The following is a 26,217-nucleotide window of genomic DNA, read 5'->3' as shown; positions in this document are numbered from 1 at the left end:
GATTGCGGGCAGACAGGATCAGATCGAGACTTCAATTTCAGGCATCGCGCTACGTACTTTGGTTAGCACCATCCCAAGATTCGCCGACTTCCGACACACGAAGCACGCGACCTGTTCCTGGCTCTTCCGCGAGCGGGCAAACACGTGGATCAGGTTTTCACTGTTGACGATCATTTCCTGGAAGTAGTGCTGCCCCGTGTCCGCAACGCCACGTGCCTTCTTGAAGATGCGCTCGATCGTGACAACGTTCGGGCCCTGAAACATGTCTGAAGTCGCGGCAGCAAGGAGGTCCATCACTTCGCTGGGATGCGAGTCGACGGTCTTTACCCCGAGCAACATGCCGCTGCTGAGGTCCACATAGCCGGCGGCTACGCATTCTGGAATGGTGGTGATGGCTTTCTGCAGGGCAGCATCGAGATTGCTCATGGGTGTTTCCTCGGTATGGTGCTACGGGTTGGGACCCACGCCAGCCGCGTGGGGTAAGTACACGTGACGATCGGCGTGTGCCGAACTCGGAAGTTGCTGAGCCCAGTGGGCGAAATCGTTCAGAAACCGCACTTGCGCGGCCGACTGGATCCACTTGGGTTCGAGTTGCCTGACGCCATCGATTGCGTCAATGGCCGTTTGTCCGCGCCAGATTCGATAGGCGGCCAGAACCGTGCCGGTACGGCCATGACCGGCACGGCAATGCACGGCGACGATTTGCCGTTCGGTCAGCCAGTGATCAAGCAGCTGGCAGATTCTGAGACACTGCAAGAACTCCGGCGCGTCCATATCTGCGATCGGCTCCCACGTCGCCTCGATGCCGCGAGCGCGCAACGCCTGCTCACAAGACAGCGGCCGCTCCAGCAAAGTCAGCAGCTTCGTGACCCCCACGCGGGCAAGTGCATCCAGATCGCGATCCAGATCATCAAAGACACCGGGCTGCGGGGTTCCCGCCAGACGACCGCGCTCCAGCCAGACGAACCCTCTGGGTCCAGCCCATGCGGATACCGCTTCGCGAACAAACGGTGGCAGGGCGGGCGGCCGTGGTGTGTCGTCGTCCAACGATGCCGGATCCGCATCCGGACTGGCGACCAAGCATGTTCCGGTGCCAACGAATGCACGTGCTGCAACCGATGCCGGTGACTCGAAGAACTGCCGGGCATCGGCGATCTCCTGAATTCGACCACCGGCCAACAGGGCGACGCGCTGCGCATGAGACTTAGCAAGATCTTGCTGATGCAACGCAATCAGGATTGCTGATTGCGGCTGCTGCGCATGCAACGCGGCCATCACCCGCTCGGCACCAGAATCGTCGAGACCAGCGGTCGGCTCATCAACACACAGCAGCGCAGGCGCGGCAATGCTCTGCCTTGCAATAGCAAGCAACCGCTGCTCGCACAAATCCAACTCAACCGCTGGCATTTGGAGATGCCCTCGGAGTCTGCCAAGTCCGCTGCATTCGAGATGATGGACGATGCGGTCACGTTGCTCGTGCCACGTCAGCTGCCCACGGTTGGGTAGGTGACTCGCAAGATTCTCTTGAACGCTTGCCGTCAACATCCGCGCGTTCTGCGATACCAGAGCTGGATAAGGGCCCTGACCCAGGGCCTGGCCTTGATACCGAAGGTCACCCCATAGCTTGGCCGAAGCGTTCTGCTGCGCAATCCCGGCCAGCACGCGCAGAAGGCTCGACTTGCCACTCCCCATGGGCCCCATCAGCGCAAGCATTTCGCCAGCTTGAACTTGCAGAGACAGGTCGGACAGCACGAGTCGATTCCCGTAGCAGAGACCCAGTGCTCGGATGTCCAGGAGGCACACCACAGCGTCGCGCAATCAATGCCCCCGCGCCGTCGATTCAAGCATGGCGGCCAGAATCAACAAGACTTCTCGAACATCCTCACGATTGCGTGCGTCGATTTCGACCACGGGCAACAACAAGTCGTGCTTGCTCAGCGCATCCACATAAGTCTGACGCGGTGGCCCGCGACCGAGGTCCATTCGAGTCAGACCGATTGCGGTCGCAACCTCTGGCCGTCCCATCAAGAACTGGAAATGCTGCAGATACTCATGCAAATCAGCGATCGGGTCCGGACGTGCCGTGTCGATCAGAATGATGAGTCCGATCGCACCTTGCGCGAGAATCTCCCACATGAATGAGAATCGCACCTGGCCAGGCGTGCCAACGAGACGAATGCTCAGCTTCTCGTCGACCTGAATCGTGCCGAAGTCCATCGCCACCGTCGTATTGGCCTTACGGCTCTGCACGTCATCGGTTGCCGCGGTATCCGTGCTCACCACATCGATGTCGCTGACTGCCGCAATCGCTGTGGTCTTGCCCGCACCCACCGGGCCGGCAAACAGAATTTTGTGATGTTGTGTTTGCGCAATCATAGTTTTCGAAGCCGCGCGACCATTCGGCCCAAGAAGCCGCTGAACCCGGATACAGCTGGCGGTGCAGATTGCTCTCCTGACGGGTTGCAGGTGTCGTCAGACGCATCGCGTCGCGATTCCATCTCATTCGCACGATCGAGCTTCGCCCCCGAGAAGCGAAGGGACACGAGACCTGCGGCAGAGGCTGCGGCATACGTGCGATGGACGTCCTCAATCGGTACCTTGAGCCATCGTGAGACCATTGCCACCGTTGCGCGCGAGCGCACCAACAGGGCGCAGATCCGCGCGGTGTCCGGACCATGCGCCACCCGCGTCAGATTCGGCCATTGCTGGAGTTGAATGACATCGTAGGGGTGCGCGCCCATCGGCAAACGCCCTTGGCTGCCGTGATAGCCCGCGTCCCACAGCAAATCGGAGAGATCGCCACTAGCGTGGCCAATGGATTCGACCGAGCGGTGTTCGGCAGTCAGAATTTCGGTCTGATGGACCGGGGTCAACCAATCGCCTGGTTTGATCGCGCGATCCAGCAATGAAAAGCGGCGAGTGCTCGCATCAATTCGAAACAACCTGCGCTGATTTGCGACGAGCACCACCGCGCGAGATTCTCGTTGTGCCAATTGGATCGCACCCAGCAGGCACTCGCTGACGTCAAAGTGCTGTGACTGCCGCTTGTGTTGCAGCCAACCGTCTGTCGGCGTGTCCGTGATGGGCTTCGGGATCGACACACTCATCATGGACAGCTCTCCGCTCTTCGAATCACATGGCAACAGTTCAACAAAGGCTGTTGCATTTCCCTGCAGCCTTGTTGCACCCGACGGGACTAGGTTGCTGAATTGCCAATGCCATCGCTATCGGGGTTTCCCCGACGGAACTGTGTCGGTTGGTGAATCACAATAGGAACCAGTTTGTTTTCAGTTGCATATCGATAATTGCGGCATTGTTGAGACCATGAAGAGTCATCAAGACACGCCGACAGAGGCGCAAGCTCCAACTGTTGTATTCGTACGAATGCTCAATGCCATCCTGCGTCGAGGGGTCGTGCAAACGGTCGAGCGGATCCCGAATACGTTGGTGCATGCCGGGTGCTTCGCTGAGTATCGCCAACTAAGTGGAATGCAACGTACGACGATTGATCTGCTGGTCACCGACGCCTTTGGGGCCGAGGCCTTTCTGGACCGACTCGATCGGCAACGCTGCTCCATTCCAAAGCGCACCCTGCTGGTTGCGATCGGCAAGCCACCACTGATCATGCATCACTATCGGCATGGGCCGGCGTGCGGCTGGGTCGATCTTGATCAACCATCCGAACGGATCGAATCGGCGCTGATGAAGAGTGTCACTTGTGACCACGGACGGGACTTCCGCTGTCAGGGCTGTTTCATCAGGCGCCCGGAAAGTGCGTTGGAGCAGCACCTCTCGCCGAAGGAGCTCGCCATCTTTGCCATGATCAGCGAGGGCATCGGCCCCGATGAAATCGCGAACAAACTCGGCGTCAGCACCAAGACCATCGAAACGCATCGCGCGCGGATCAAGAACAAGCTTGGCCTACGGAATCGCCAGGACTTGGTGGTTGCAGCCGTCGCCTGGCGCCTCGGGCTGTTTGAAAAGACCACTCATCTGATCAGCATGTTGCGCGAAGGCGACGATGCTAGCGATGTCCGTGCCAACGCTGATCTGACCGCAATCGGGTCTTGAACCGACGTCGGTTCGCGCCGCCTGGTGTGGCAGCACGGTGCGACTTGATTCTGATCAAAGCCAGTCCAGCGTGATTTCGGCAGAATGTGCCGTGTAAGCCTGATGGCAGACCTCACGTGGAGCCGGCAATGACCCATTCCATTCAGAAATGGCCCATCCCAGTGCGCAGCCTGCATTGGCTGATGGCGGTAATGCTGATCGTTCAGTGGGCGAGCGGCAACTGGGATGATTGGCTTGGTGTTCGCAACCATGTGTCGCTCGGACTACTGGTTTTGCCACTCGCGCTGATCCGACTCCTGGCTCGGTTGACTGGCGAAACGCCCGATACCGGTGCTACCAAGACGTTGCCCGATCGCGTTGCGGCGCTCGTCCATGCTCTGTTCTATATGATCATGATTGCCCTGCCGATCAGCGGTGTGTTGTGGCGACAGGCTGGTGGACGCGCGGTGTCGTTCTTCGGTTGGTTCGATTTGCCGACGCTCGTGGCTCCGAACAAGACGTTTGCGCACACGCTGCACGAAGTGCATGAGGTACTCGGCACGGTGTTTTTGGTGCTGCTGGCGCTGCACGTCCTGGGGGCCCTGAAGCGGCAGTTCCTGGATCGACAACCGCTGATGCAGCGATTGCTCTGAGCTTCTTGGCACAAAGGGGCTTGGTTGGCACAAAGGTGGCGCGCCGTTGACGCCGCCCGACCCCGCACCAAACGCCCGGGCATAAGCTCACCGCGAATGCTCATCACGGCGCGGTTCAGCCTCGCATAGACTGAATTCCTACCAACCCAGTGGGAATTCCATGCTGTCCAAGAAAGCCAAGTATGCGCTACGTGCCCTGGAAGTGCTCGCCGCATCCAACGGTTCGCGTTGGACAGCGCATGCCCTGGCGGTCGCCGCCGAAGTGCCTGGCAAGTTCCTGGAGACCATCCTGGTTGAACTGCGTGATGGCGGATTGATCGACAGCACCCGCGGCGCCCAGGGCGGACATCGCTTGAGCCGAGCGGCCCAGCACATTTATGTCGGTGAGGTCATTCGTTTGATCGACGGCCCACTCGCACCCATTCGCTGTGCGAGTGTCAGTGCCTATGAGCCTTGCGCGGATTGCCCCGACCCGGCGCGTTGCAGCCTGCGCGCGGTCATGGGCGATGTCCGTCAGGCCATGGCCGAAGTGCTCGACCATCGCAGTCTCGCTGACTTGCTGAGAACCCGTCCTACTGCCCTGCCTGTTTCGGAGCATGCCCGTGCGCACTGATACGCATCGTTCTGCCACCCCGCTGTTGTTGACCACGCTGACCCTTGAAGAGCGTGCCGTCATTGATGCCATTCGCGAGACCCAGTTTGGCGCCGTCGAGGTGGTCTTGCATCAGGCGCGCATCGTGCAGGTCGTACGTACCGAGCGACATCGGTTCGACACAGCACAGGCAAAGTCGTGAGCCGGACCATGGCGACGATGCCCACATTTCCCCGTTCAACGCGACCTGATCGCGTTGCGCTTGTCCCAGGCCGACCCGACCACGGGAGGACCTTCTATCGGAACACCGGACCAATACAGCCGGTGCCGAATCAAAATCATAGGAGACCTCGATGAACCGTTGGTGGACTACGCTTGGGCTATTGAGCCTGAGCCAAGTGAGCCTGGCCGCAGACAGCGCGCCGGATCTAAATGCCGTCCTGGAACGATTGGCGCGCCTGGAAGCGAAATTGGGCCAGAGCGACGCTAGCCCGTCCGCATCAGCCCCGAATACAGACGCCAGTGCCGACAGCGCACAAATCATCAGTGAGCTCAGTACGCGCCTCGCCATTCTCGAGCGCAAGCTGGAGATTCAGCAGGAAGACGCGGCAGCCAAAGCGCCGATCACGCCAGTCGTGGCCGTCAATGAAAAGGGTTTGTCGATCAAGTCCGCAGGCGCTGGTGAATACGAGATCAAGCTCAAAGGCTTGGCGCAGTTTGACTACCGCGCGTTTATCGACGATGGCATCAATGCCGGTAGCGACACTTCCCTATTCCGTCGCCTTCGTCCCAGCTTGGAAGGAAGCATTGGCTCGCTCATCGGCTTTCGCATCACACCCGAACTCGCCGAGGACCAGACCAGCCTGATCGACGCTTATGTCGATGTGCGCTTCAATCCGGCGTATTCCCTGCGGGTGGGCAAGCTCAAGGGCCCGATCGGCCTGGAGCGCCTGCAGTCGGCGAATGCGATCGCGATGATCGAACGCGCTTTTCCGACCGAATTGGCGCCGAGTCGCGAACTGGGTGCGCAGTTGTTCGGAGAACTGCACAAGGGTGAGATCACTTATGCCATTGGCGCATTCAATGGCGCCCCCGACGGTCGTAATGCCACGGCCGTCGATGCCGACGACAATCTGGAATGGGAAGGCCGCATCTTCTTCGAGCCCTGGAAGGCCAACGCCAATGCGCTGTCTGGCCTCGGCTTCGGAATCGCCGCGAGCGTAGGCGACAAGGATGGCAGCGGCAATGCGTTTCTGCCGCGCTATCGCAGCCCAGGCCAGCAGCAGTTCTTCAATTACCGGAGCACGGTGGCCGCACGCGGCAGTCATCTTCGGCTGAGCCCGCAAGCGTATTTCTATCGCAACCAATTGGGCCTGCAGGCGGAGTACATCACGTCCGAGCAAGAACTGATCGTCAACAACCAGATCGCGTCGCAGACGTCATTGAAGAACGAAGCTTGGGAGGTCACGGGCAGCTGGGTACTGACCGGTGAGCCGGCGAGTTACAAGGGCGTCGAGCGGCCATTTCGCCCATTCGTGCTGGGGCAGGATGGATGGGGTGCGTTTGAGCTGGTCGGGCGCGTGGGCGAGTTGGATGTCGATGACGACGCCTTCCCCATCTTCGCCGATGCCAATGCCGCCGCAACAAAAGCAAGAGCCTATGGCCTGGGTTTGAACTGGTACTTGAACAGCAATCTGAAGCTGGTCTTGAACCACACGCATACCGATTTCGATGGCGGCGCTGCCGCTGGCGCTGATCGTCGTGTGGAAGACACCGTGTTCACCCGCCTGCAATTCGCCTTCTGATCTGGAGCCTGACATGAAACGTCTCTTGCAAACCCTGCTGATCCTGGCTGCCATCGGACCTATGACGGGACTAGCGGCCAAAGACATCGAACTCCTCAATGTTTCCTACGACCCAACCCGCGAGCTCTATCAAGACGTCAATCAGGAATTCGCCGCACAATGGCAAAAACAAACTGGCGATACGGTTACCGTCAGTGCCTCGCACGGCGGCTCGGGCAAACAGGCCCGCGCCGTCATCGATGGCCTCGCCGCCGATGTGGTGACACTCGCGCTGTCGTTCGACATTGATGCCATCGCCGACAAGGCCAAACTGCTCGCCGCAGACTGGCAAAGCAAGCGCCCGAATCGCTCGGCGCCTTATACGTCGACCATTGTGTTCTTGGTTCGCAAGGGCAATCCGAAAGCAATCAAGGATTGGCAGGATTTGGCCAAGCCGGGGCTGTCGGTTATCACGCCGAACCCGAAAACCTCGGGCGGCGCGCGCTGGAATTACCTTGCCGCCTGGGCCTGGGCCAAACGTCATTTCAACGGCGATGAAGCGGCGATCAAGACGTATCTGGCTGGCCTGTTTGCGAACGTGCCGATTCTCGACACCGGTGCGCGTGGTTCAACCACCACCTTTGCCAGCCGTCGTATCGGCGATGTCCTGATCAGTTGGGAAAATGAGGCGCACCTGGTGCTCGCTCAGCAACCGGGGCAATTCGAGATCATCGTGCCGAGCTTGAGCATCCTCGCCGAACCGCCGGTCGCGTTGGTGGACAAAGTCGTCGATCGCAAAGGCACGCGGGCGGTGGCGAGCGCTTATCTTGATTTTCTGTATTCGGATCGGGGCCAGCAGTTGGCTGCCAAACATCACTTCCGGCCTTCCCGACCGGACGTGGTGGATGCGGCGCTGCTCGGCAAGTTCCCGGCCCTGGAACTGGTCCAGATTGACCAGGAATTCGGCGGCTGGGCCGCTGCACAAAAGGGGCACTTCACCGATGGCGGCAGTTTCGATCAAGTCATTGCCCAATCCCAGTCTCGCTGAACAGGCGAGCCGGGTGCCGGGTCGAACGAGAAGGTTCTCAGCCGGGCCCCTGCCCGGCTTTGGCCTCAGCCTGGGTTGGACACTCACTTGGCTCAGCTTGTTGGTGCTGCTGCCTTTGGCGGCCCTACTGATTGGCGCACTGGGCTTGAGTGTTCAGGAATGGGTCGGCATCGTTCGCGATGCCCGGGTCCAGCATGCGCTGGGTTTGAGTTTTCTGACCGCGTTGATCGCGGCGCTGATCAATGTGCCGATCGGACTGCTGATCAGCTGGGTGCTGGTGCGCTATCGCTTTCCGGGGCGCTTGTTGGTCGAGGCCCTGGTTGACCTGCCGTTTGCGCTGCCAACCGCCGTCGCGGGTATCGCTTTGACGGCGCTGTACGCGCCAACCGGTTGGCTCGGCGAACCGTTGAGTCAGCTCGGCGTCCAGATCGCCTACACGCCACTGGGCATTGTCATGGCCCTGATCTTTGTGGGCTTGCCGTTTACGATTCGCACCGTGCAGCCGGTACTGGAGCAGCTAAGCCGCGAGCATGAGGAAGCGGCTGCCACGCTTGGCGCCAGTCGCTGGCAGACGGTTCGCAAGGTACTGCTGCCGCAGCTTCGGCCGGCATTGCTCACCGGCTTCACGCTCGCGTTCGCACGCGGCGTCGGGGAATACGGCTCGGTGATCTTCATTGCCGGCAATTTACCAAAGGTCTCTGAAATCGCGCCGTTGCTGATCGTCATCAAGCTTGAGGAGTTCAATTATCAGGGCGCGATGGCGATTGCCGTCTTGATGCTGCTCGGCTCTTTCGTTGCGTTGTTCCTACTCAACCTGCTGCACAAGAGGTGGTCCCGTGGCCTCGTCAATTGATGTCCCGGTTCGCGAATTGAGCGAACCGAAATGGCTGCAATGGAGCTTGATCGCCGTCGCACTGCTGCTGATTGGTGGACTCGTGGTGTTGCCTTTGTCCGTCGTCATTGTCGAAGCCTTGGCGCGTGGCGTGGACGCCTATTGGCAGGCGCTCCAAGAGCCCGATGCCTGGGCCGCGCTCAAGCTCAGTCTGCTGATCGCGGCCATCAGCGTGCCCTTGAACGCACTGTTCGGTTTGGCTGCAGCCTGGACCCTGACGCGCTTTAACTTTCCCGGCAAACAACTGCTGCTGACCTTGATCGATTTGCCGTTCTCGGTCTCGCCGGTGGTCGCGGGATTGGTCTTTGTCTTGCTGTTTGGCGCACAAGGCTGGTTCGGTGCCTGGTTGATCGAGCACGATTATCGAATCATCTTTGCCGTGCCCGGCATCGTACTCGCGACGTTATTCGTCACCCTGCCCTTCGTCGCGCGCGAACTCATTCCTTTGATGCAGCAGCAAAGCGCCGATCAGGAGGAAGCCGCCGCGCTACTCGGTGCCAGCCGCTGGACGTTGTTCTGGCGCGTGACCTTGCCGAACATTCGCTGGGCCTTGCTGTATGGCGTGCTGCTCTGTAACGCGCGTGCGCTCGGCGAATTCGGTGCGGTGTCAGTGGTGTCTGGTCATATTCGCGGCCAGACCAACACGCTGCCCCTGCATGTCGAGACGCTCTACAACGAGTTCCTGTTCAGTGCCGCGTTTGCCGTGGCTTCCTTGTTGATGGTGCTGGCCTTGCTCACACTCGTGTTGAAGGCGTGGTTGGAGCATCGGCATGGCACGGCTTTGGCCCGCAAACGAGTTGGCCATTGAGATGGCCATGACACGTTGCTCAACCACCGCAAGCCCTATGGTTTTGATGGGTTCCCGTTTCTCTGGGACAGCGACAGATTTGATCGCAAGTAACCCCCTCCCCAGCCCTCCCCCGCGATCGCGGGGGAGGAAGAAATGCTCCCGCTCCCACGCGAGTGGGAGAGGGCTGGGGAGAGGGCTACTTGCGATACAGCGGCGTCAGTGCTGGCCCAGATTCCGCGCCATCTCCAATCGTTTGTTGCACCAGCAATCTATCAAGTAACTAGAACATCCATTTGAACGAGACCCACCATGCAACTGACCCTTACCGGAATCGACAAGCACTTCGGCCAATTTCACGCCGTGCGCCATCTGGACCTCAGCGTGCAAAGCGGTGAGCTGTTGGCTTTGCTCGGGCCTTCAGGTTCCGGGAAGAGCACCTTGCTGCGCCTGATCGCCGGGCTGGCGGTACCCGATCGCGGCAGTATTCATTTTGGCGATCGTGATGCGAGCACGCTGAGCTTGGCGGCACGGCGGGTTGGCTTTGTCTTCCAACACTATGCGCTGTTCCCCCATCTGGACGCATTCGAGAACATCGCCTTTGGCCTGCGCGCCAAGCCGCGGTCGGAACGCCCGAGTGAGGCGGACCTCCGCAAGCGGGTGGAACACTTGCTCGGTCTGGTGCAATTGAAGACTCACGCGCATCATCTGCCAGCCCAGTTGTCGGGCGGTCAGCGGCAGCGCATTGCACTCGCGCGGGCTTTGGCGATTGAACCGAGCGTGCTCTTGCTCGACGAGCCGTTTGGTGCGCTCGATGCTCGGGTGCGGGTGGACCTGCGCCGGGAGCTCCGGCGTATCCACGATGACACCGGCATCACCACCTTGTTCGTGACCCATGATCAGGACGAAGCCATGGAACTCGCCGATCGCGTGGTCATCATGGACCACGGTCGCATTGAGCAAGTCGGTACGCCCGAAGCCTTGCATCGCGACCCACGGTCACGCTTCGTCTACGAGTTTCTTGGTCCAAGCAACCGGCTGGCCGGTCGGATTCATGGCCAGGCTTTCACGTCTGGCTGGCTGTTGCAGCCCTTGCCGGTGCGCACCGCCAACCAAGGGCCGGCCGAGTTGCTGTTTCGGCCGAGTGATCTGGTACCAACGGATGCAGCTCACTTGGAGGCCGAAGTACTGCATGCCCGCGCCCTGCCGGGCCGGCATACGGTGCAGGCTCGCCTGAGTGCCGAGGCCGGCGAGATCGAGGTGCAATGGCCCTTGGATCAGGCCTTGCCAGCCATCGGCAGCCGCGTTGGCTTGGCCTTGCGTCAGTACCAAGCCTTTCCGGTCTAGCCATCGGGGGGGCGTATTGGGCCCGATTGGCACCAAAGCCCCTGATCCGACCGCATTTCCCGCTGTCTCCGACTTGTCGGCTCTACCCCCTAGGACCGACAATGGCGGACTGTTTGACACTTGGAAGGCGGACTCGCCATGCAATACATCTACACCATGATCGGCGTCAGCAAGACGGTGCCGCCGAAGCGCGAAATCATCAAGGATATTTCGCTGTCGTTTTTCCCCGGCGCAAAGATCGGGCTTTTGGGCCTGAATGGCTCGGGCAAGTCCACGGTACTCCGCATCATGGCCGGGGTCGACACGGACTTTAACGGCGAATCGCGGCCACAACCGGGCGTGAAGATCGGCTTTTTGGCCCAGGAGCCGGAGCTGAATCCGGACAACACGGTGCGCCAGGAGGTGGAACAAGGCCTGGGCGAAATTTCCGAGGCCAAGCAGAAGCTCGAAGACGTCTATGCTGCGTATGGCGACGAAAACGCTGATTTCGACAAGCTGGCGGCCGAGCAGGCGCGGCTGGAAGCCATTATTGCGGCGGCCGATGGCCATAATCTCGATCATCAACTCGATATTGCTGGCGATGCGCTGAATCTCCCGCCCTGGGACGCGAAGATCGCCACGCTGTCGGGTGGTGAGAAGCGTCGCGTCGCGCTCTGCAAGCTGCTCCTGTCGAAACCCGACATGCTGCTGCTCGACGAACCAACGAACCACTTGGACGCCGAGTCGGTGGCCTGGTTGGAGCAGTTCCTCGTGCGTTTCCCCGGCACGGTCGTGGCCGTCACGCATGATCGGTACTTCCTCGATAACGCCGCCGAGTGGATCCTCGAGCTCGATCGCGGTCGCGGCATTCCGTGGAAGGGCAACTACTCGTCCTGGCTGGAGCAGAAGGATCAGCGCTTGCAGCAGGAAGAATCCAGCGAAAGCGCGCGCCAGAAAGCCATCAAACGAGAGCTTGAGTGGGCCAGGCAGAATGCCAAGGGCCGGCAGTCCAAGGGCAAGGCGCGTTTGAATCGCCTGGAAGAGCTGAACGCCGTCGACTACCAGAAACGCAACGAGACGAACGAAATCTATATCCCACCAGGCGAGCGCCTGGGCGAATTGGTCATCGAGTTCAAGGGCGTGTCCAAATCGTTTGGCGATCGCATGCTGATCGACAACCTGAGCTTCAAGATTCCAGCCGGTGCGATCGTCGGCATCATTGGCGCGAACGGCGCCGGTAAGTCAACCCTGTTCAAACTGATCACGGGCGCTGAGAAGCCGGATTCGGGCACGATCGTCATGGGCTCGACGGTGCAGGTTGCGTATGTGGATCAAAGTCGCGCCTCGCTGAATGCCGACAATAACGTGTGGCAGGAAGTTTCGGGCGGTCGCGACATGATCACGGTCGGCAAGTACGAAACGCCATCGCGTGGCTACATTGGCCGCTTCAACTTCAAGGGAGCCGATCAACAGAAGCTCGTTGGCTCGTTGTCGGGTGGTGAGCGCGGTCGTCTGCACTTGGCCAAAACCCTGATGCAGGGCGGCAACGTGCTGCTGCTCGACGAACCGTCGAACGACCTCGACGTCGAAACGCTGCGCGCGTTGGAAGAAGCGTTGCTCGAGTTCCCGGGTTGCGCGATGGTGATCTCGCATGACCGCTGGTTCCTTGATCGTATCGCGACGCACATTCTGGCTTTTGAAGGCGACTCGCACGTCGAGTTCTTCTCCGGCAACTTCCGGGAATACGAAGAGGACAAGAAGCGTCGCCTCGGTACCGATGCCGATCAGCCGCACCGTCTGCGCTTCAAGGCGCTGAAGGCCTGATCCGGGCAGACCATGCAGGCCGAACTCGCCCGCGCACGAGACATGATCGCGCGCGGCGAGTTCGCCGAGGCGGATGCGGTGCTGTCGGTGTTGCGCGCGCGCGCGCCGACCGATATCAATGTGTTGAATCTGGCGACCGTCTTGGCGCTGCGAACGGGTGACGATGCTGCGGCCTCGGACTATTCCGCGCAGGCATTCGGGATGCTGCCGGAACATCCGACCATTCGGGCCAACCGGGTTCTGGCACTGACGCGTGCTGCGAGCGCCTCGCTGAAGACGGGCGCTTGCAACGATGCGGCGCACGCGGCAATACAGGTCTTGCAGATTGACCCGCATGCTGGCGCAGCGCGTTCCGTGTTGCTGCAAGCGGCGATCGCGGCAGCGTCCGCTGGGCAGACACCGCTGCCTGATGTGGCTGATTGGCCCGCTGGTGCGATGCCTTCGCTCAGCGTGGTGACATGCTCGATCGATTCGGCCAAACAGGCACGTTTCGAAGCGAGCCTGCAGGCACACTTTGCTGGCGTCGATTTGGAGCTCTTGGTCATCAACGACGCACGCTCACTCGCCGAAGCGTATGCGCGGGGCCTAGCCGGCACCTCGCATCCTTACGTGCTGTTTTGTCACGACGATATTGCGTTTGCGCGACCGGACTTTGCGCCACGATTGTTCTCAGCGCTGCAACAGTTCGATCTGGTCGGTGTCGCTGGATGCACGCGATTGACTGGCCCGAGCGCGTTGTGGTCTGGCCCGGGGCATGCGTTCTGTCAGATTGGTCAGCGTGATCCGAGTGGGCAACTGCTGGCGAGCTTGTATGGGCTGGGCGCCGAGCGCATCGGTGGCGCGATGGCACTGGACGGTGTGTTTTTGGCTTGCCACCGCAGCGTCGCAACGCAAGTTGGATTTGATGCGGACCGCTTCGACCATTTCCATCTCTACGATACCGACTTCAGCTACCGCGCCCACTTGGCTGGGTATCGCGTCGGCATTGCCCAAGACCTACTACTGATCCACGACTCACTCGGCAATTTCGATGCGCGCTGGCAGGCACAGGCGGATCGTTTTCTGGCCAAGTTTCCGGCCCTCGCGGGTAACCCGGCGGATCCAGAGCGGATCCTGCTCGCGCCAATCGCTGAGCATGAATTGCTCGCTGTCTACACAGAGTTGCGCGCGTGGCTGAACCCGTTGTTTCCGAATGCCATTTGAATTCTTTTTGCTGTTTGATTGCCGCGCGACTTCGGCGCCGGCCCTGATGCGAGTGTGTCCATGAGTTTGCTGCAGTTGATCAATGTCGATTTTTCGGTCGGTGGCCCCTTGTTGTTGGAGCGGGTCAACTTCAGTGTGGAGCCGCGCGAGCGGGTGTGTGTGGTCGGTCGCAATGGTGCGGGCAAGTCCACGCTGCTCCGCTTGATTGCCGGCCGCGCCCGCCCGGATGATGGCGAAGTGCGTTTTGCCGATGGCGTGCGTGTGACCGAGTTGGTGCAGGAGGTTCCGAGCGACGTGCACGGCGACGTGTTCGATGTCGTGGCGGATGGCCTCGGCCAAGTCGGCGCGCTGCTCGCTGAGTTTCATCATCTCAGCCATCCGGCCGACGGCGTCGCCATGGACGTCAACCGTATGGGCCAAGTGCAGCAGCAATTGGACAACTTGAACGGCTGGACACTGAACCAACGCGTCGAGCGCATGCTGCTGCGTTTGGGCTTACCCGAAGACGTGGCGTTTGCGGGATTGTCTGGCGGCATGAAACGGCGCGTGCTGCTCGCGCGTGCACTGGTCGGCGCGCCAGATGTCCTGCTGCTCGATGAGCCGACGAACCATCTCGACCTGGAAGCCATTGAAGGACTCGAACAGCAATTGATGGATTTTGCTGGCGCGGTGATCTTTGTCACGCATGATCGGCGGTTTCTGCGCGCGCTCGCCACGCGGATTATCGAGATTGATCGCGGACAGCTCACGTCCTGGCCCGGCGACTATGAGAACTTCCTGCGCCGCCGCGAAGAGCGCGCGCATGCCGAGGCGCAAGCGAATGCCCGCTTCGACAAATTGCTGGCTCAGGAGGAGGTGTGGATTCGCCAGGGAATCAAGGCCCGCCGCACCCGCAACGAGGGTCGTGTACGCGCATTGGAGGCGTTGCGGCGCGAACGTGCGGCGCGGCGCGAGCGCGTGGGCAAGGTGCAGATGACGGCGGCTGATGCTGGGCAGTCGGGGCGCAAGGTCATTGAGCTGGAGAACGTGACCGCACGCTATGGTGATCGGGTGTTGTTTCAGGACTTCAGTACCACGGTGATGCGCGGCGATCGAATCGGTTTGATTGGGGCCAATGGCTCGGGCAAGACCACGCTTCTGAACATCATGCTGGGGCGGCGCGCGCCCGATGCCGGTACGGTGAGCATCGGGACGCAGTTGTCGATTGCGTATTTCGATCAGTATCGCGCCCAACTCGATGAGAACGCTAACGCTTGCGAGAATGTCGCCGGTGGCCAGGAGTTCGTTGAGATCAATGGTCAGCGCAAACATGTGCTCGGCTATTTGCAGGAGTTTCTGTTCTCGCCGGATCGCGCACGCGCAACCATCAGCAAGCTTTCGGGTGGCGAGCGCAATCGGCTGCTGTTGGCGAAGTTGTTTGCGCAACCGTCCAATTTGCTGGTGCTGGATGAACCGACGAATGACCTTGATGTCGAGACGTTGGAGCTGCTTGAAGAGTTGCTGACGGCATACACCGGCACCGTACTGCTGGTCTCGCATGATCGCGAGTTTCTCGATGCTGTCGTCAGCAGCACGATCGTGTTGCCGGGCGATGGGCGGATTGAGGAGTACGTCGGCGGTTACAGCGACTGGTTGCGGCAGCGGTCAGTGGCAGCGTCCGAATCGAAAGCGCGCGCTGAGGCAAAGGCGGTTGCGGAGTCGGTTAAGTCGTTACCAGCTGCCGAGCCTGCAAAGGCAGAGGCACCAAAGAAGCGTCTGAGCTACAAAGATGCGCGCGAGCTCGAACAATTGCCGGGGCGGATTGAAGCGCTGGAGACTGAGATTTCGAGCTTGAACGCCTTGCAATCCGATCCTGGCTTCTTCAGCGGCCCGCGCGATGAGATTCAACGCGTGGCGCAGCGTTTGGCGCAGGCGTCGGTCGAGTTAGATGCTGCGTACGCGCGTTGGGCCGAACTCGACGGATAAGCTAGGTGGGCTTCGCGATCAGGAGGAGCCATTTCATGATTCGGATTCTTGGACGCATTCGGTCGATCAATGTCCGCAAGGTTCTTTGGACCGCCGATGAATTGGGGCTTGTCTATACGCATGAGGCTTGGGGTGAAGGTGGGCTCCGACTTGATTCGGAGTCGTTTACCAAGCTCAATCCGAATCGTTTGGTGCCGGTACTGGTCGATGGCGATTTTGTACTGTGGGAATCGCATGCGATTTGTCGGCATTTGGTGCGGCAGTACGATGCCGGCGTGTTGAACAACGATAATTTGCGCGCGGCGGCATGGGTCGATCAATGGCTTGATTGGCAGCAGTCGACACTGAATCCCGCTTGGCGTGACGCATTCCTCGGTTTGGTCAGGCAGCATCCCGCGCATCGGTCACCGGCGCTGATTCATGCGAGCGTGCAGTTGTGGTCGGAGACGATGCAAATTCTGGAGCAGACGCTTTCGGATGGCCGGCGCTTTCTTGTCGGCGATCGCTTCAGCATCGCCGATATCAGTGTCGGGCTGTCGATTCATCGCTGGTTGCAGACGCCGATTCCGCGCGAGCCGTTGCCGTTTGTGTTGGCGTATTACGAGGCGTTAAAGCGGCGGCAGAAGGCCAGGCCGTATCTGTGCGTTGAATTGGCCTGACACTACTGCAATTGGGCGGACACTCTTCGCGTAGTGCTCATCTCTGGAAGGCTCAGCGCAAGTAGCCCTCTCCCCGGCCCTCTCCCACTGGCGTGGGAGAGGGAGTCAATCTCCCTCCCACGCGATCGCAGGGGAGGGTTGGGGAGAGGGCTACTTGCGACAAAGCGACAGACTGCTATTGCCATACAACCGCGCGAGTCCGATACAACGGACACTCCAGCCGCAACCTCCCCATCAACCCCAACTGTGACTTCCCGCACAGCAATCGTGACGCATCGTTTCGACTCGCTGAATGACTGGCATCGGCATCCGTGAAGGATCGTGGCATGGCCCGATTTCCAGCGTTTTTGGTGCCCTTGCTTCAGGGTTTGCGCTTGAAAATAGGCCTATCGACACGAGCTCGAAGTGGTCGGGGAATGCAATCTGCGTTCAACGGCAACACTAGGACTGCTCGGAACTTGAGGATCCCTGTAATGTTTGGTGCGTTCAAAAGCATGTTCGGCTTGAGCGATCGCGAGCTGTCGCCGCAAGAAACCTTGCAGCGCATTCAAGGCGGCGCACTTGTCGTGGATGTACGCGAGCCCGATGAGTTTACCCATGGCAGCATTCCGCATGCCTTGAATGTGCCGTTATCGCAGATTGAATTGCGTGGTGCCGACGCGTTGCGCGCGGCAGGCGTGTCAGTCAAGACGGTCGATGTCGTGTTGATTTGCCGGAGCGGCACGCGTTCCAGCACGGCGATCAAACAGCTCAAGCCTGAGCTTGGCCCCCATGGATTCAACCTTCAGGGCGGACTGATGGCTTGGGTTGGCGCTGGGCTGCCGGTGCATCGCGGCCATTCGTGAGGATGCGCTGATCCGCGCGCAGTACGCCTGATCCAATTGATCATGGTTCGTTTTGATGCTTTTGGGCGAGCCGCCATCTGTGGTGTCGTCTCGCGCTTTGATTCGGCATTTCAGGATTGCCATGACGACTACCGGACTCCGTGTTTTTCTAGACGACGAGCGCAGTACGCCTGATGGCTGGACCCGTGTCTATTGGCCTGATGAGGCCATTGCCTTACTGGAACAAGGTTTGGTTGTCGAAATCAGCCTGGACCATGATCTCGGTGACGACTCCCGAGGCACCGGTTACGACGTCGTGCTTTGGATTGAATCGGCCGTCGCGGAGCGCGGGTTTTGCCCGCCCAAGATGCACGTGCACTCTGCCAACACGGCTGCCCGGCGCCGCATGGAAGCTGGCATTGCATCGATTGAACGATTGGCCACGCGCACGCCTCAAGCACATTCTCGTTGACCGATCGACTAGCGGGGATCGACCGTGTCCTCGCTCGTCGGAACAAGTTGCGCAGGTTGCGGCGGCAGCAACCAGCGCTGGACGGTTTTCGCACTGAGCATCACAGCAATGCCCAAGGCGGCTTGGAATCCGTCGGTCCAGAGTCCTGCAGAGATATCTGGTGGAATGAGGTACATGCCGTCACCCACGCTCTCTGCCAAACGCAGGAAGCTCCAGCCGTAGAACAAACCAATCAGGGCATCGCCCAGCCAATAGAGTCCCAACACGGTAAAGCCTACCGCGACCAAAGCATGGGGATCTGCTTGCAGCGGACTTTGTGCATCCTTGGCAGCTGGCAGGAGCTTCCGGGCAATCGTGACTGGAAACAGCCACACGCCAGCGAGGATCACAAACGATACGACCAAGACGATCAGTTTGGGCACGAGCTCAGTCTCGACATCCGTCTGCGCGAGAGACAAGACCCGGAAGGTTCCGATGAGGACGGTACATCCGATCCAGATTGCGATCAGGCGAATAGCGACTGCAAGAATGTCTTCACGGGTGAACACGGGGATGGCCTCTGGTCAGGGACATGCTAGTTTGATAATCGTAAATTCGCGGGGAGCAGCGTCAGCAGGCTGTAGTGTATTGATTTGATGCTGGAACGGGGCAAAGACAGGAGGTGCGCCGTCTTCTTGGTGTCATCGACGATCGGCGATACCAGAAAAACAAAACCGCGCCGAAGCGCGGTCTTGTTCATTCAGCAGACGAAGCAATGAATCAGTGCTTCAGCGTCTTGCGGAGCTGTTCCAACGCCGCCAACTGGGCAGCAGCCTGGGCGAGCTTGCTTTGCGCTTCGGCGATTTCCATCGCATCGGTGCGGTTCGCGAGGATCTTCTCGGCTTCTTCCTTGGCCTTGAGGGCCGCGGCTTCGTCGATGTCCTTTGCGCGGATCGCGGTGTCGGCCAGAATCGTCACGACTTGCGGCTGCACTTCGAGAATGCCGCCAGAGACGTAGAAGTTCTGCTGCTCACCGTTTTCCAGAATCACACGGATCTGGCCCGGCTTGAGGCGGGTGATCAGCGGCGCGTGACGCGGGGCGATACCGAGTTCGCCCATCTCACCACTGGCCACGACCATTTGCACGGTGCCATGGAAGATTTCGCTCTCGGCGCTGACGATGTCACAACGGATGGTGGACATGCTTGGGTTCCTTTCGTTGGTGTCGTGCGCGGAAGCGTGTTGCGCCGCGCACGATCACATCAGCAATGGGATCGCAGCGATTAAGCGGCGACGCCCATCTTCTTGGCTTTCTCGAACGCTTCGTCGATGCCGCCGACCATGTAGAAGGCCTGCTCGGGAATGTTGTCGCATTCGCCGTCGACGATCATGCGGAAGCCGCGGATCGTTTCCTTCAACGTGACGTACTTGCCCTTGGCGCCGGTGAACACTTCGGCGACGGTGAACGGCTGCGAGAAGAAGCGCTCGACCTTGCGGGCGCGTGACACGGCCGCCTTGTCGTCTTCGCTGAGCTCGTCCATACCGAGAATCGCGATGATGTCCTTCAGTTCCTTGTAACGCTGCAGCGTGGCCTGAACCTTGCGCGCGGTATCGTAGTGCTCGGTACCGATAACGTTCGGGTCGAGCTGACGCGACGTCGAGTCGAGCGGATCCACGGCCGGGTAAATACCCAGGGCGGCAATGTTACGGCTCAACACGACGGTGGCGTCCAAGTGCGCGAAGGTCGTGGCCGGCGACGGGTCGGTCAAGTCGTCGGCAGGCACGTACACGGCCTGGATCGACGTGATCGAACCGGTCTTGGTCGAGGTGATGCGCTCTTGCAGAACGCCCATTTCCTCGGCCAGCGTCGGCTGATAACCCACGGCGGACGGCATACGACCCAAGAGCGCGGACACTTCGGTACCGGCCAGGGTGTAGCGGTAGATGTTGTCGACGAACAAGAGCACGTCGCGACCTTCGTCACGGAAGTACTCGGCCATCGTCAGACCAGTCAGCGCGACGCGCAGACGGTTGCCTGGTGGCTCGTTCATCTGACCGTACACCATCGCGACCTTGGACTTCTCAGGCTCTTCGACGTTGACGACGCCGGATTCCTGCATCTCGTGATAGAAGTCGTTGCCTTCACGGGTGCGTTCACCGACGCCCGCGAACACCGACAGACCCGAGTGCTCGGTTGCGATGTTGTTGATCAACTCCATCATGTTGACGGTCTTGCCGACGCCGGCGCCGCCGAACAGACCGACCTTGCCGCCTTTGGCGAACGGTGCGATCAGGTCGATAACCTTGATGCCGGTTTCCAGCAATTCCGTGGCCGCTGCCTGCTCTTCGTACGTTGGCGCGGAACGATGGATTTCCCACTCGGCGCTGGCCTTGACCGGGCCGGCTTCATCGATCGGGCGACCGAGCACGTCCATGATGCGACCGAGCGTGCCCGTGCCGACCGGCACGGAGATGCCCTTGCCGGTGTTGGTGGCCACGAGGCCACGCTTCAGGCCTTCGGTGGAACCGAGCGCGATCGTACGCACGACGCCATCACCCAGCTGCTGCTGCACTTCGAGCGTGATCTCGGTGCCGTCCACCTTGAGGGCGTCATACACCTTCGGCACCTGATCGCGCGGGAATTCGACGTCGACGACGGCGCCGATGATCTGTACCACTTGACCCTTCATAACAATCTCCTGAATTCTGATTCTTTAGACCGCGGCTGCGCCGCCGACGATTTCCGAGATCTCTTGCGTGATCGCGGCCTGTCGGGCCTTGTTGTAGACGAGCTGCAGCGTGCTGATTAGTTTGGTCGCGTTGTCGCTGGCGGCCTTCATCGCGACCATGCGCGCAGCATGTTCGGACGCGAGGTTTTCCAGCACGGCCTGGTAAACCAGGGACTCAACGTAGCGGACCATGACTTGATCGAGCACGGTCTTGGCATCGGGTTCGTACAAGTAGTCCCAGTCGTGCTTGTCGTCCAGCGTCTCGGACGCTGGCAGCGGCAGCAACTGGTCCGTACGGGCCTTCTGCGTCATCGTGTTGATGAAGTCGTTGTAGACGAGAAACACGCGATCGAGCTTGCCTTCGGTGAAGCTGTCGAGCAGGACCTTGATCACGCCGATCAGCTTGGCCACTTCGGGCTTCTCGCCCATGTGCGTGACTGAACCCACCAGATTGACCTTCAGGCGACGGAAGAACACGCTGGCCTTCTGGCCAATCGTGACCACGTCGACTTCGACGCCATTCTGCTGATGCTGGCGGATCTCACCGAGGATGCGGCGGAACAGGTTCGAGTTCAGACCACCGCAGAGGCCGCGGTCAGTCGACACGATCACGTAGCCCACGCGCTTGATGTTCGGCCGGTCCTGCATGAACGGATGCACGTAATCGGCATTCGCTTTCGCGATATGGCCAATCACCTGGCGCATCAGACGCGCATACGGACGCGACATCTTCATCTTGTCCTGGGCGCGGCGGATTTTGCTGGCCGAAACCATCTCCAGCGCGCGCGTCACCTTGCGGGTGTTCTGCACGCTCTTGATCTTGGTCCGGATTTCTTTGGTGCCTGCCATTGCTATCTCCTTGATGCGGTGACTGGCGCTTAGGCGTCGCCAGTCAACCAGCTTTGGCGATTACCAGGTACCGGTCTTCTTGAACTCGACGATGGCGCCCTTGAACGTGGCGGCGATGTCGTTGTTCCAGTCACCCGACACGACCAGATCGCTCATCAGCTTGCCGTGGTTCTGGTGCATGAACTGCAGCAGACCGCGTTCAAACGCGAGGATCTTGTTCAGCGGCACGTCGTCCAGATGGCCTTCGTTTGCCGCGTAGATGACCAGCGACATTTCCGAGATCGACATCGGCGCATACTGCTTCTGCTTCATCAGCTCGGTGACGCGTTGACCGCGTTCCAGCTGCTTGCGGGTCGACTCGTCGAGGTCGGAGGCGAACTGCGAGAACGCGGCGAGCTCACGGTATTGAGCGAGCGCCAGCTTCACACCGCCGGAGAGCTTCTTGACGATGTTGGTCTGGGCCGCACCACCGACGCGGGACACCGAGATACCGGGGTTCACGGCCGGACGGATACCAGCGTTGAACAGGTCGGTTTCCAGGAAGATCTGGCCATCGGTAATCGAGATCACGTTGGTCGGCACGAAGGCCGAGACGTCACCCGCTTGGGTTTCGATGATCGGCAGCGCGGTCAGCGAGCCGGTCTTGCCCTTGACGGCACCGTTCGTGAACTTCTCGACGTATTCCGGATTAACGCGAGCAGCGCGTTCCAGGAGGCGCGAGTGGAGATAGAACACGTCGCCCGGATAGGCTTCGCGACCTGGCGGACGGCGGAGCAGCAGCGAAATCTGACGGTAGGCCACGGCCTGCTTTGACAGATCGTCGTAGATGATCAACGCGTCTTCGCCGCGGTCACGGAAGTATTCGCCCATCGTGCAACCCGAGTATGGCGCGATGTACTGCATCGCCGCCGATTCGGACGCCGAGGCGGCCACGACCGTCGTGTAGGACATCGCGCCGTTCTCTTCGAGCTTCCGCACAATGTTCGCGATGGTCGAGTTCTTCTGACCAATCGCGACGTAAATGCACTTCACGCCCGAGGACTTCTGGTTGATGATGGCGTCGATCGCCAGCGCGGTCTTGCCGGTCTGACGGTCGCCAATGATCAGCTCGCGCTGACCACGGCCGATCGGGATCATCGCGTCGACCGACTTGTAACCGGTCTGCACCGGCTGCGAGACGGACTGACGCCAGATCACGCCGGGCGCGACTTTTTCGATCTTGTCGGTCAGCTTGGCGTTGATCGGGCCTTTGCCGTCGATCGCTTCGCCGAGCGCGTTGACGACGCGACCGAGCAGTTCCGGACCAACCGGCACTTCGAGAATGCGGCCAGTGGTCTTCACCGAGTCGCCTTCACGGAGATGCTCGTAGTCACCAAGGACCACGGCGCCGACCGAGTCGCGCTCCAGGTTCAGAGCGAGGGCAAACGTGTTGCCCGGCATTTCGATCATTTCGCCTTGCATTGCATCGGCGAGGCCGTGCACGCGCACGATACCGTCGGCGACCGAAACGATCGTGCCTTCGTTACGTGCTTCAGCCTGGACCTTGAACTGCTGAATGCGGTTCTTGATCAGTTCGCTGATTTCAGATGGGTTGAGCTGGGTAGCCATTTCAGGTTTCCTTCGATGCGCACAGGTCGCATCTTCAAGATGGTGTGGTTCGCGGCTTCGTTACCGGGCGATGTCTTGCGCCAGGCGGGCCAGGCGTCCGCGCACGGAACCGTCGATGACGAGATGACCCGTGTCGATCACGGCACCGCCGATGATCGTTGGGTCCACCACGTTTTCGATTTCGATTTCGCGTTCGAACTTGCGCTTCAGAGCTTTCTTCAAGGTGTCGGCCTGCTGGGCGTCGAGCGCCACTGCAGTCTTGACCGTGGCGCGGATCAGGCCTTCGGCCTCGCGCTTCAGAGCTTCGAATCCTTCCTGGACCTCACCGAGCACCGACAGACGGCGGTGTTTGGCGAGTTCTTCCAGAAAGCGCACAAAGCTACCGCCCAGGTTTTCACCCTGGGGCAGCAGCAGGCCGACTTGGTCGGCAATGGCCAGCTTGGGGCTGCCGAGCAATACTTTGACTTCGGCAGTGGCGGCGACATGGGCGGCAAACGCGAGCTTGGCGGACCAGTCCTTGAGCGCATTCTCCGCTTTCGCGGATTCAAATGCGGCGCGGGCGTAGGGGCGAGCGAGCGTCAGATTCGCGGACATGTCAGATCTCGGCAGCGAGTTGGTCGAGCAGCGCCTTGTGGGCGTTCTGGTCGATTTCGCGCTTCAGGATCTTTTCTGCGCCAGCGACTGCCAGAGCGGCAACCTGCTTACGCAGTTCTTCCTTGGCGCGAGCCGACAGACTGTCGATCTCGGCGAGCGCGGCAGCGCGTTGACGGCCGGCTTCAGCGATGGCGTCGTCCTTGGCCTTCTCGATCATCTGATTGGCCGTTTGATTGGCCTTTTCGATGATTTCCGAAGACTTGGCACGAGCCGCCTTCACTTCTTCCTGCACGCGTGTGTCGGCGGCGGCGAGTTCTGCCTTAGCCTTGTCTGCGGCTGCCAATCCGTCAGCGATCTTCTTCTGACGGTCTTCAATGGCCGTCAGCAAAGGCGGCCAAATGAAGCGGGCAATCACCCAGATAAAGCCGGCAAACATCAGCGCCTGCGCGAACAAAGTCATATTAATGTTCATGCATGGGCTCCTGCATCGGTTTGAAAAGCGTGCCCTCGATGGACGGCACGCCCGGTCAAGTCAAGGCGAAAACGCCTTGTCGATGCCTTGCTGATTAGGCGCCTGCGGCCTTGGCGACCGCGCTGAGCAGCGGGTTCGCAAACGCGAACATCAGCGCCACGGCGACCGTGATGATGAAAGCCGCGTCGATCAGGCCGGCGGTGATGAACATGCGGACCTGCAGCACCGGGATCAGTTCCGGTTGGCGGGCAGCCGATTCCAGGAACTTGCCAGCCATCAGGGCCATACCGATACCGGCGCCGAGAGCAGCCAGGCCGATCATGATGCCGATAGCCAGCGCGGTCGAGCTGTTGATTTGAGCGAGCAGTGCTTCCATGGTTTTTCTCCAGTCAGACGTAAGGTTGAAAACGAAAGGGTGAAACGAAAACTTGGTGCAGCTGGCCAGCGACCATCGGCCGCCAGCCGGAAAGTCAATGATGTTCTTCCATCAGGCTCAGGTAGACGATCGACAGCATCATGAAGATGAAGGCCTGCAGGATGACGATCAGAATATGGAACAGGCCCCAGCCCAGGCCGAACACGGCCGAAGCGATGGCGCCGCCGAAACCGGCAGAGGCGAGCAGCCAGATCAACAAGAACACGATCTCGCCGCCGTACATGTTGCCGAAGAGTCGCATGGCCAGCGACACCGGCTTGGACAGCAGCTCAACGATGTTCAGCAGAATGTTGGCCGGGAACAGCCACGGGCCGAACGGCGCGGTAAACAGTTCGTGGATGAAACCGCCCAGGCCTTTTGCACGCAGCGCGAAAAAGATCATCAGGAAAAACACCGTGATCGACATCGCCAAGGTGGCGTTGACGTCAGCGGTCGGCACCGGGCGCCAGTTATGCAGGCCAACAGCTTCAGTAATCGTGGCGACGAAATCGACCGGGATGAAGTCCATCGCGTTCATCATCAGAATCCAGCAGAACAAGGTGATCGCGATCGGCGTTACCAGTTTGCTGGTGCCATGGTAGGCGTCTTTTGCCTGACCGTGCACGAACTCCAGCACGATCTCGACAAAGGCCTGCCATTTGCCTGGCACGCCGGAAGTGGCCCTGCGCGTGGCGAGCCACATGCCGAAGACCATGATCAATCCGAGAATGAACGCAGTCACCATCGTGTCGACGTGGATCGACATGAAACCGCCCGGGCCGGTGGTCGGCGTTAGCGAGTGTTTCAGGTGGGTCAAATGATGAGTGATGTAGTCGGTCGGGGTCTTTGGACCCTCGCCACCACTGGCAAGCAGTTGAATCACGACAACTCCTTCAAGCTTTCAGAATTCCGGCCACGAATTGCGCGCTGAAAGCGGCGACAAATCCGGCAAATAAGGGCAGCACAGCCAATTTCCACACTGCCAGCGCCAGGTAAAACCCCAGCACGATCAACACCCACTTCATGGCGAGGCCTACGACCAATCGACCGAGCACCGAGTCTGCGCCCTGCACGCCACCGGATAGGACCCGGAGCACCATGAACGCCAGCGCCACGGTTGGGATCAATCCCCCCACCAGGGCTGCTTTGCCGGCAACACCACCCAACCAGAACCAAAAACCGAGAGCAGCGAGCAATGTGGCGACGGTCTGGGCGACGAGCATACGCGCAGCGATTTTTTTGCCACGGGCGAGACTCGTATTTTCCACGGGAATCCTTATGACCGAAGCCACCGCGCTATTCGATTATTGTCTCGAATGCTTGGATGGGGTCCAACAAAGCAGCGGAAGTATAGCCAGCGGATTTCGGAAGGCGCAACCAAAACGGCGTGTTTGGAACGTGAAAAAACAAGGGCGGGCCGCATGCGTCGCGATCCCAGTCCCAGCTTGGGTTTGGCACCCGCCGGAATCCCTCGATCCTTGCTGCACTGCGG

Annotated in this window: 29 protein-coding genes; 15 read left to right on the top strand and 14 right to left on the bottom strand. The window is 60.1% G+C overall.

The features are described from left to right. Nucleotides 1-18: 18 nt before the first annotated feature. The 4 genes from C7S18_RS23350 to C7S18_RS23335 all read right to left on the bottom strand — a co-directional run bounded on the left by C7S18_RS23350 (nt 19) and on the right by C7S18_RS23335 (nt 3,110). Nucleotides 19-426 (bottom strand): hypothetical protein, encoded by a 408-nt coding sequence (locus tag C7S18_RS23350; RefSeq protein ID WP_106893845.1) that lies wholly within the window; start codon nt 424-426, stop codon nt 19-21. A 21-nt stretch (nt 427-447) separates the two neighbouring features. Beyond that, nucleotides 448-1,752: a phosphatase domain-containing putative toxin gene (locus tag C7S18_RS23345; RefSeq protein WP_146152090.1), complete on the bottom strand. Its 1,305-nt coding sequence runs from the start codon at nt 1,750-1,752 to the stop codon at nt 448-450. 66 nt (nt 1,753-1,818) lie between these two features. Further along, nucleotides 1,819-2,376, bottom strand: a complete 558-nt coding sequence (locus C7S18_RS23340; protein WP_106893843.1) for a GTP-binding protein — start codon at nt 2,374-2,376, stop codon at nt 1,819-1,821. After that, nucleotides 2,373-3,110, bottom strand: a complete 738-nt coding sequence (locus tag C7S18_RS23335) for a hypothetical protein (RefSeq protein WP_106893842.1) — start codon at nt 3,108-3,110, stop codon at nt 2,373-2,375. Before C7S18_RS23335 ends, C7S18_RS23340 begins: the two co-directional genes overlap by 4 nt. A gap of 214 nt (nt 3,111-3,324) precedes the next feature. Here C7S18_RS23335 and C7S18_RS23330 point away from each other — a divergent pair, with 214 nt between their 5' ends. The 15 genes from C7S18_RS23330 (at nt 3,325) to C7S18_RS23260 (ending at nt 18,079) form a co-directional block, all read left to right on the top strand. Beyond that, entirely contained in the window at nt 3,325-4,071 is a 747-nt protein-coding gene (locus C7S18_RS23330; RefSeq protein WP_106893841.1) for a helix-turn-helix transcriptional regulator, read from the top strand. A gap of 128 nt (nt 4,072-4,199) precedes the next feature. Beyond that, nucleotides 4,200-4,703, top strand: coding sequence for a cytochrome b (locus tag C7S18_RS23325; protein WP_106893840.1), 504 nt, complete (start codon nt 4,200-4,202; stop codon nt 4,701-4,703). A 160-nt stretch (nt 4,704-4,863) separates the two neighbouring features. Beyond that, the gene (locus C7S18_RS23320) at nt 4,864-5,316 is read left to right on the top strand and encodes an RrF2 family transcriptional regulator (RefSeq protein ID WP_106893839.1); all 453 of its coding nucleotides are present in this window, start codon (nt 4,864-4,866) and stop codon (nt 5,314-5,316) included. Beyond that, complete coding sequence (locus C7S18_RS23315; protein ID WP_206207947.1) at nt 5,306-5,497, top strand: YezD family protein; 192 nt, start codon at nt 5,306-5,308, stop codon at nt 5,495-5,497. Before C7S18_RS23320 ends, C7S18_RS23315 begins: the two co-directional genes overlap by 11 nt. A gap of 151 nt (nt 5,498-5,648) precedes the next feature. Further along, on the top strand, nt 5,649-7,100 hold the full coding sequence (locus C7S18_RS23310) for an OprO/OprP family phosphate-selective porin (protein ID WP_106893837.1): 1,452 nt from the start codon (nt 5,649-5,651) through the stop codon (nt 7,098-7,100). A 13-nt stretch (nt 7,101-7,113) separates the two neighbouring features. Then, entirely contained in the window at nt 7,114-8,127 is a 1,014-nt protein-coding gene (locus C7S18_RS23305; protein WP_106893836.1) for a sulfate ABC transporter substrate-binding protein, read from the top strand. 49 nt (nt 8,128-8,176) lie between these two features. After that, a complete protein-coding gene (cysT, locus tag C7S18_RS23300) occupies nt 8,177-8,980 on the top strand; it encodes a sulfate ABC transporter permease subunit CysT (RefSeq protein WP_240624064.1) in 804 nt (267 codons plus the stop codon). Further along, nucleotides 8,964-9,827 (top strand): sulfate ABC transporter permease subunit CysW, encoded by an 864-nt coding sequence (gene cysW / locus C7S18_RS23295; protein ID WP_106893834.1) that lies wholly within the window; start codon nt 8,964-8,966, stop codon nt 9,825-9,827. Before cysT ends, cysW begins: the two co-directional genes overlap by 17 nt. Nucleotides 9,828-10,118: 291 nt before the next feature. Beyond that, entirely contained in the window at nt 10,119-11,153 is a 1,035-nt protein-coding gene (locus tag C7S18_RS23290) for a sulfate/molybdate ABC transporter ATP-binding protein (RefSeq protein WP_106893833.1), read from the top strand. Nucleotides 11,154-11,291: 138 nt separating this feature from the next. Then, on the top strand, nt 11,292-12,956 hold the full coding sequence (ettA, locus tag C7S18_RS23285; protein WP_106893832.1) for an energy-dependent translational throttle protein EttA: 1,665 nt from the start codon (nt 11,292-11,294) through the stop codon (nt 12,954-12,956). A gap of 12 nt (nt 12,957-12,968) precedes the next feature. Continuing rightward, a complete protein-coding gene (locus tag C7S18_RS23280; protein WP_106893831.1) occupies nt 12,969-14,159 on the top strand; it encodes a glycosyltransferase in 1,191 nt (396 codons plus the stop codon). A gap of 60 nt (nt 14,160-14,219) precedes the next feature. Next, nucleotides 14,220-16,124: an ATP-binding cassette domain-containing protein gene (locus tag C7S18_RS23275; protein ID WP_106894162.1), complete on the top strand. Its 1,905-nt coding sequence runs from the start codon at nt 14,220-14,222 to the stop codon at nt 16,122-16,124. Nucleotides 16,125-16,159: 35 nt separating this feature from the next. Continuing rightward, the gene (locus tag C7S18_RS23270) at nt 16,160-16,783 is read left to right on the top strand and encodes a glutathione S-transferase family protein (RefSeq protein ID WP_106893830.1); all 624 of its coding nucleotides are present in this window, start codon (nt 16,160-16,162) and stop codon (nt 16,781-16,783) included. 473 nt (nt 16,784-17,256) lie between these two features. Beyond that, nucleotides 17,257-17,628: a rhodanese-like domain-containing protein gene (locus C7S18_RS23265; RefSeq protein ID WP_170113457.1), complete on the top strand. Its 372-nt coding sequence runs from the start codon at nt 17,257-17,259 to the stop codon at nt 17,626-17,628. A 121-nt stretch (nt 17,629-17,749) separates the two neighbouring features. Continuing rightward, nucleotides 17,750-18,079, top strand: a complete 330-nt coding sequence (locus tag C7S18_RS23260; RefSeq protein WP_106894161.1) for a cyclic-phosphate processing receiver domain-containing protein — start codon at nt 17,750-17,752, stop codon at nt 18,077-18,079. Nucleotides 18,080-18,087: 8 nt separating this feature from the next. Here C7S18_RS23260 and C7S18_RS23255 read toward each other — a convergent pair whose 3' ends face one another. The 10 genes from C7S18_RS23255 to C7S18_RS23210 all read right to left on the bottom strand — a co-directional run bounded on the left by C7S18_RS23255 (nt 18,088) and on the right by C7S18_RS23210 (nt 25,993). Continuing rightward, nucleotides 18,088-18,627 (bottom strand): hypothetical protein, encoded by a 540-nt coding sequence (locus tag C7S18_RS23255; protein WP_106893828.1) that lies wholly within the window; start codon nt 18,625-18,627, stop codon nt 18,088-18,090. A gap of 211 nt (nt 18,628-18,838) precedes the next feature. Beyond that, nucleotides 18,839-19,261 carry a F0F1 ATP synthase subunit epsilon gene (locus tag C7S18_RS23250; protein WP_106893827.1) on the bottom strand — a complete coding sequence of 141 codons (423 nt, stop codon included), beginning with the start codon at nt 19,259-19,261 and terminating at the stop codon, nt 18,839-18,841. Nucleotides 19,262-19,341: 80 nt separating this feature from the next. Next, entirely contained in the window at nt 19,342-20,748 is a 1,407-nt protein-coding gene (gene atpD / locus C7S18_RS23245) for a F0F1 ATP synthase subunit beta (protein WP_106893826.1), read from the bottom strand. A gap of 24 nt (nt 20,749-20,772) precedes the next feature. Then, the gene (gene atpG / locus C7S18_RS23240) at nt 20,773-21,636 is read right to left on the bottom strand and encodes a F0F1 ATP synthase subunit gamma (RefSeq protein WP_106893825.1); all 864 of its coding nucleotides are present in this window, start codon (nt 21,634-21,636) and stop codon (nt 20,773-20,775) included. Between the two features lie 60 nt (nt 21,637-21,696). After that, entirely contained in the window at nt 21,697-23,244 is a 1,548-nt protein-coding gene (atpA, locus tag C7S18_RS23235) for a F0F1 ATP synthase subunit alpha (RefSeq protein ID WP_106893824.1), read from the bottom strand. A gap of 60 nt (nt 23,245-23,304) precedes the next feature. After that, on the bottom strand, nt 23,305-23,838 hold the full coding sequence (locus C7S18_RS23230; protein ID WP_106893823.1) for a F0F1 ATP synthase subunit delta: 534 nt from the start codon (nt 23,836-23,838) through the stop codon (nt 23,305-23,307). A 1-nt stretch (nt 23,839) separates the two neighbouring features. Beyond that, nucleotides 23,840-24,310: a F0F1 ATP synthase subunit B gene (locus C7S18_RS23225; RefSeq protein WP_106893822.1), complete on the bottom strand. Its 471-nt coding sequence runs from the start codon at nt 24,308-24,310 to the stop codon at nt 23,840-23,842. 94 nt (nt 24,311-24,404) lie between these two features. Next, the gene (gene atpE / locus C7S18_RS23220) at nt 24,405-24,686 is read right to left on the bottom strand and encodes a F0F1 ATP synthase subunit C (RefSeq protein ID WP_106893821.1); all 282 of its coding nucleotides are present in this window, start codon (nt 24,684-24,686) and stop codon (nt 24,405-24,407) included. Nucleotides 24,687-24,780: 94 nt separating this feature from the next. After that, nucleotides 24,781-25,599 (bottom strand): F0F1 ATP synthase subunit A, encoded by an 819-nt coding sequence (gene atpB, locus C7S18_RS23215; protein WP_106894160.1) that lies wholly within the window; start codon nt 25,597-25,599, stop codon nt 24,781-24,783. 19 nt (nt 25,600-25,618) lie between these two features. Next, a complete protein-coding gene (locus tag C7S18_RS23210) occupies nt 25,619-25,993 on the bottom strand; it encodes an ATP synthase subunit I (RefSeq protein ID WP_146152089.1) in 375 nt (124 codons plus the stop codon). Nucleotides 25,994-26,217 lie beyond the last annotated feature (224 nt).

Source organism: Ahniella affigens (genome assembly GCF_003015185.1).
GTDB classification, from domain to species: Bacteria; Pseudomonadota; Gammaproteobacteria; order Xanthomonadales; family Ahniellaceae; genus Ahniella; species Ahniella affigens.
The sequence above is the reverse complement of the archived record's forward strand: the minus strand, read 5'-3'. Positions and strand labels throughout refer to the sequence as shown.

What these genes read in the sequence shown, in the direction of transcription:
- C7S18_RS23350 (WP_106893845.1), bottom strand. Translation starts at nt 426, where the DNA reads ATGAGCAATCTCGATGCTGCCCTGCAGAAAGCCATCACCACCATTCCA.
- C7S18_RS23340 (WP_106893843.1), bottom strand. Translation starts at nt 2,376, where the DNA reads ATGATTGCGCAAACACAACATCACAAAATTCTGTTTGCCGGCCCGGTG.
- C7S18_RS23335 (WP_106893842.1), bottom strand. Translation starts at nt 3,110, where the DNA reads ATGATGAGTGTGTCGATCCCGAAGCCCATCACGGACACGCCGACAGAC.
- C7S18_RS23330 (WP_106893841.1), top strand. Translation starts at nt 3,325, where the DNA reads ATGAAGAGTCATCAAGACACGCCGACAGAGGCGCAAGCTCCAACTGTT.
- C7S18_RS23325 (WP_106893840.1), top strand. Translation starts at nt 4,200, where the DNA reads ATGACCCATTCCATTCAGAAATGGCCCATCCCAGTGCGCAGCCTGCAT.
- C7S18_RS23320 (WP_106893839.1), top strand. Translation starts at nt 4,864, where the DNA reads ATGCTGTCCAAGAAAGCCAAGTATGCGCTACGTGCCCTGGAAGTGCTC.
- C7S18_RS23310 (WP_106893837.1), top strand. Translation starts at nt 5,649, where the DNA reads ATGAACCGTTGGTGGACTACGCTTGGGCTATTGAGCCTGAGCCAAGTG.
- C7S18_RS23305 (WP_106893836.1), top strand. Translation starts at nt 7,114, where the DNA reads ATGAAACGTCTCTTGCAAACCCTGCTGATCCTGGCTGCCATCGGACCT.
- C7S18_RS23290 (WP_106893833.1), top strand. Translation starts at nt 10,119, where the DNA reads ATGCAACTGACCCTTACCGGAATCGACAAGCACTTCGGCCAATTTCAC.
- ettA (WP_106893832.1), top strand. Translation starts at nt 11,292, where the DNA reads ATGCAATACATCTACACCATGATCGGCGTCAGCAAGACGGTGCCGCCG.
- C7S18_RS23280 (WP_106893831.1), top strand. Translation starts at nt 12,969, where the DNA reads ATGCAGGCCGAACTCGCCCGCGCACGAGACATGATCGCGCGCGGCGAG.
- C7S18_RS23275 (WP_106894162.1), top strand. Translation starts at nt 14,220, where the DNA reads ATGAGTTTGCTGCAGTTGATCAATGTCGATTTTTCGGTCGGTGGCCCC.
- C7S18_RS23270 (WP_106893830.1), top strand. Translation starts at nt 16,160, where the DNA reads ATGATTCGGATTCTTGGACGCATTCGGTCGATCAATGTCCGCAAGGTT.
- C7S18_RS23265 (WP_170113457.1), top strand. Translation starts at nt 17,257, where the DNA reads ATGTTTGGTGCGTTCAAAAGCATGTTCGGCTTGAGCGATCGCGAGCTG.
- C7S18_RS23260 (WP_106894161.1), top strand. Translation starts at nt 17,750, where the DNA reads ATGACGACTACCGGACTCCGTGTTTTTCTAGACGACGAGCGCAGTACG.
- C7S18_RS23250 (WP_106893827.1), bottom strand. Translation starts at nt 19,261, where the DNA reads ATGTCCACCATCCGTTGTGACATCGTCAGCGCCGAGAGCGAAATCTTC.
- atpD (WP_106893826.1), bottom strand. Translation starts at nt 20,748, where the DNA reads ATGAAGGGTCAAGTGGTACAGATCATCGGCGCCGTCGTCGACGTCGAA.
- atpG (WP_106893825.1), bottom strand. Translation starts at nt 21,636, where the DNA reads ATGGCAGGCACCAAAGAAATCCGGACCAAGATCAAGAGCGTGCAGAAC.
- atpA (WP_106893824.1), bottom strand. Translation starts at nt 23,244, where the DNA reads ATGGCTACCCAGCTCAACCCATCTGAAATCAGCGAACTGATCAAGAAC.
- C7S18_RS23230 (WP_106893823.1), bottom strand. Translation starts at nt 23,838, where the DNA reads ATGTCCGCGAATCTGACGCTCGCTCGCCCCTACGCCCGCGCCGCATTT.
- C7S18_RS23225 (WP_106893822.1), bottom strand. Translation starts at nt 24,310, where the DNA reads ATGAACATTAATATGACTTTGTTCGCGCAGGCGCTGATGTTTGCCGGC.
- atpE (WP_106893821.1), bottom strand. Translation starts at nt 24,686, where the DNA reads ATGGAAGCACTGCTCGCTCAAATCAACAGCTCGACCGCGCTGGCTATC.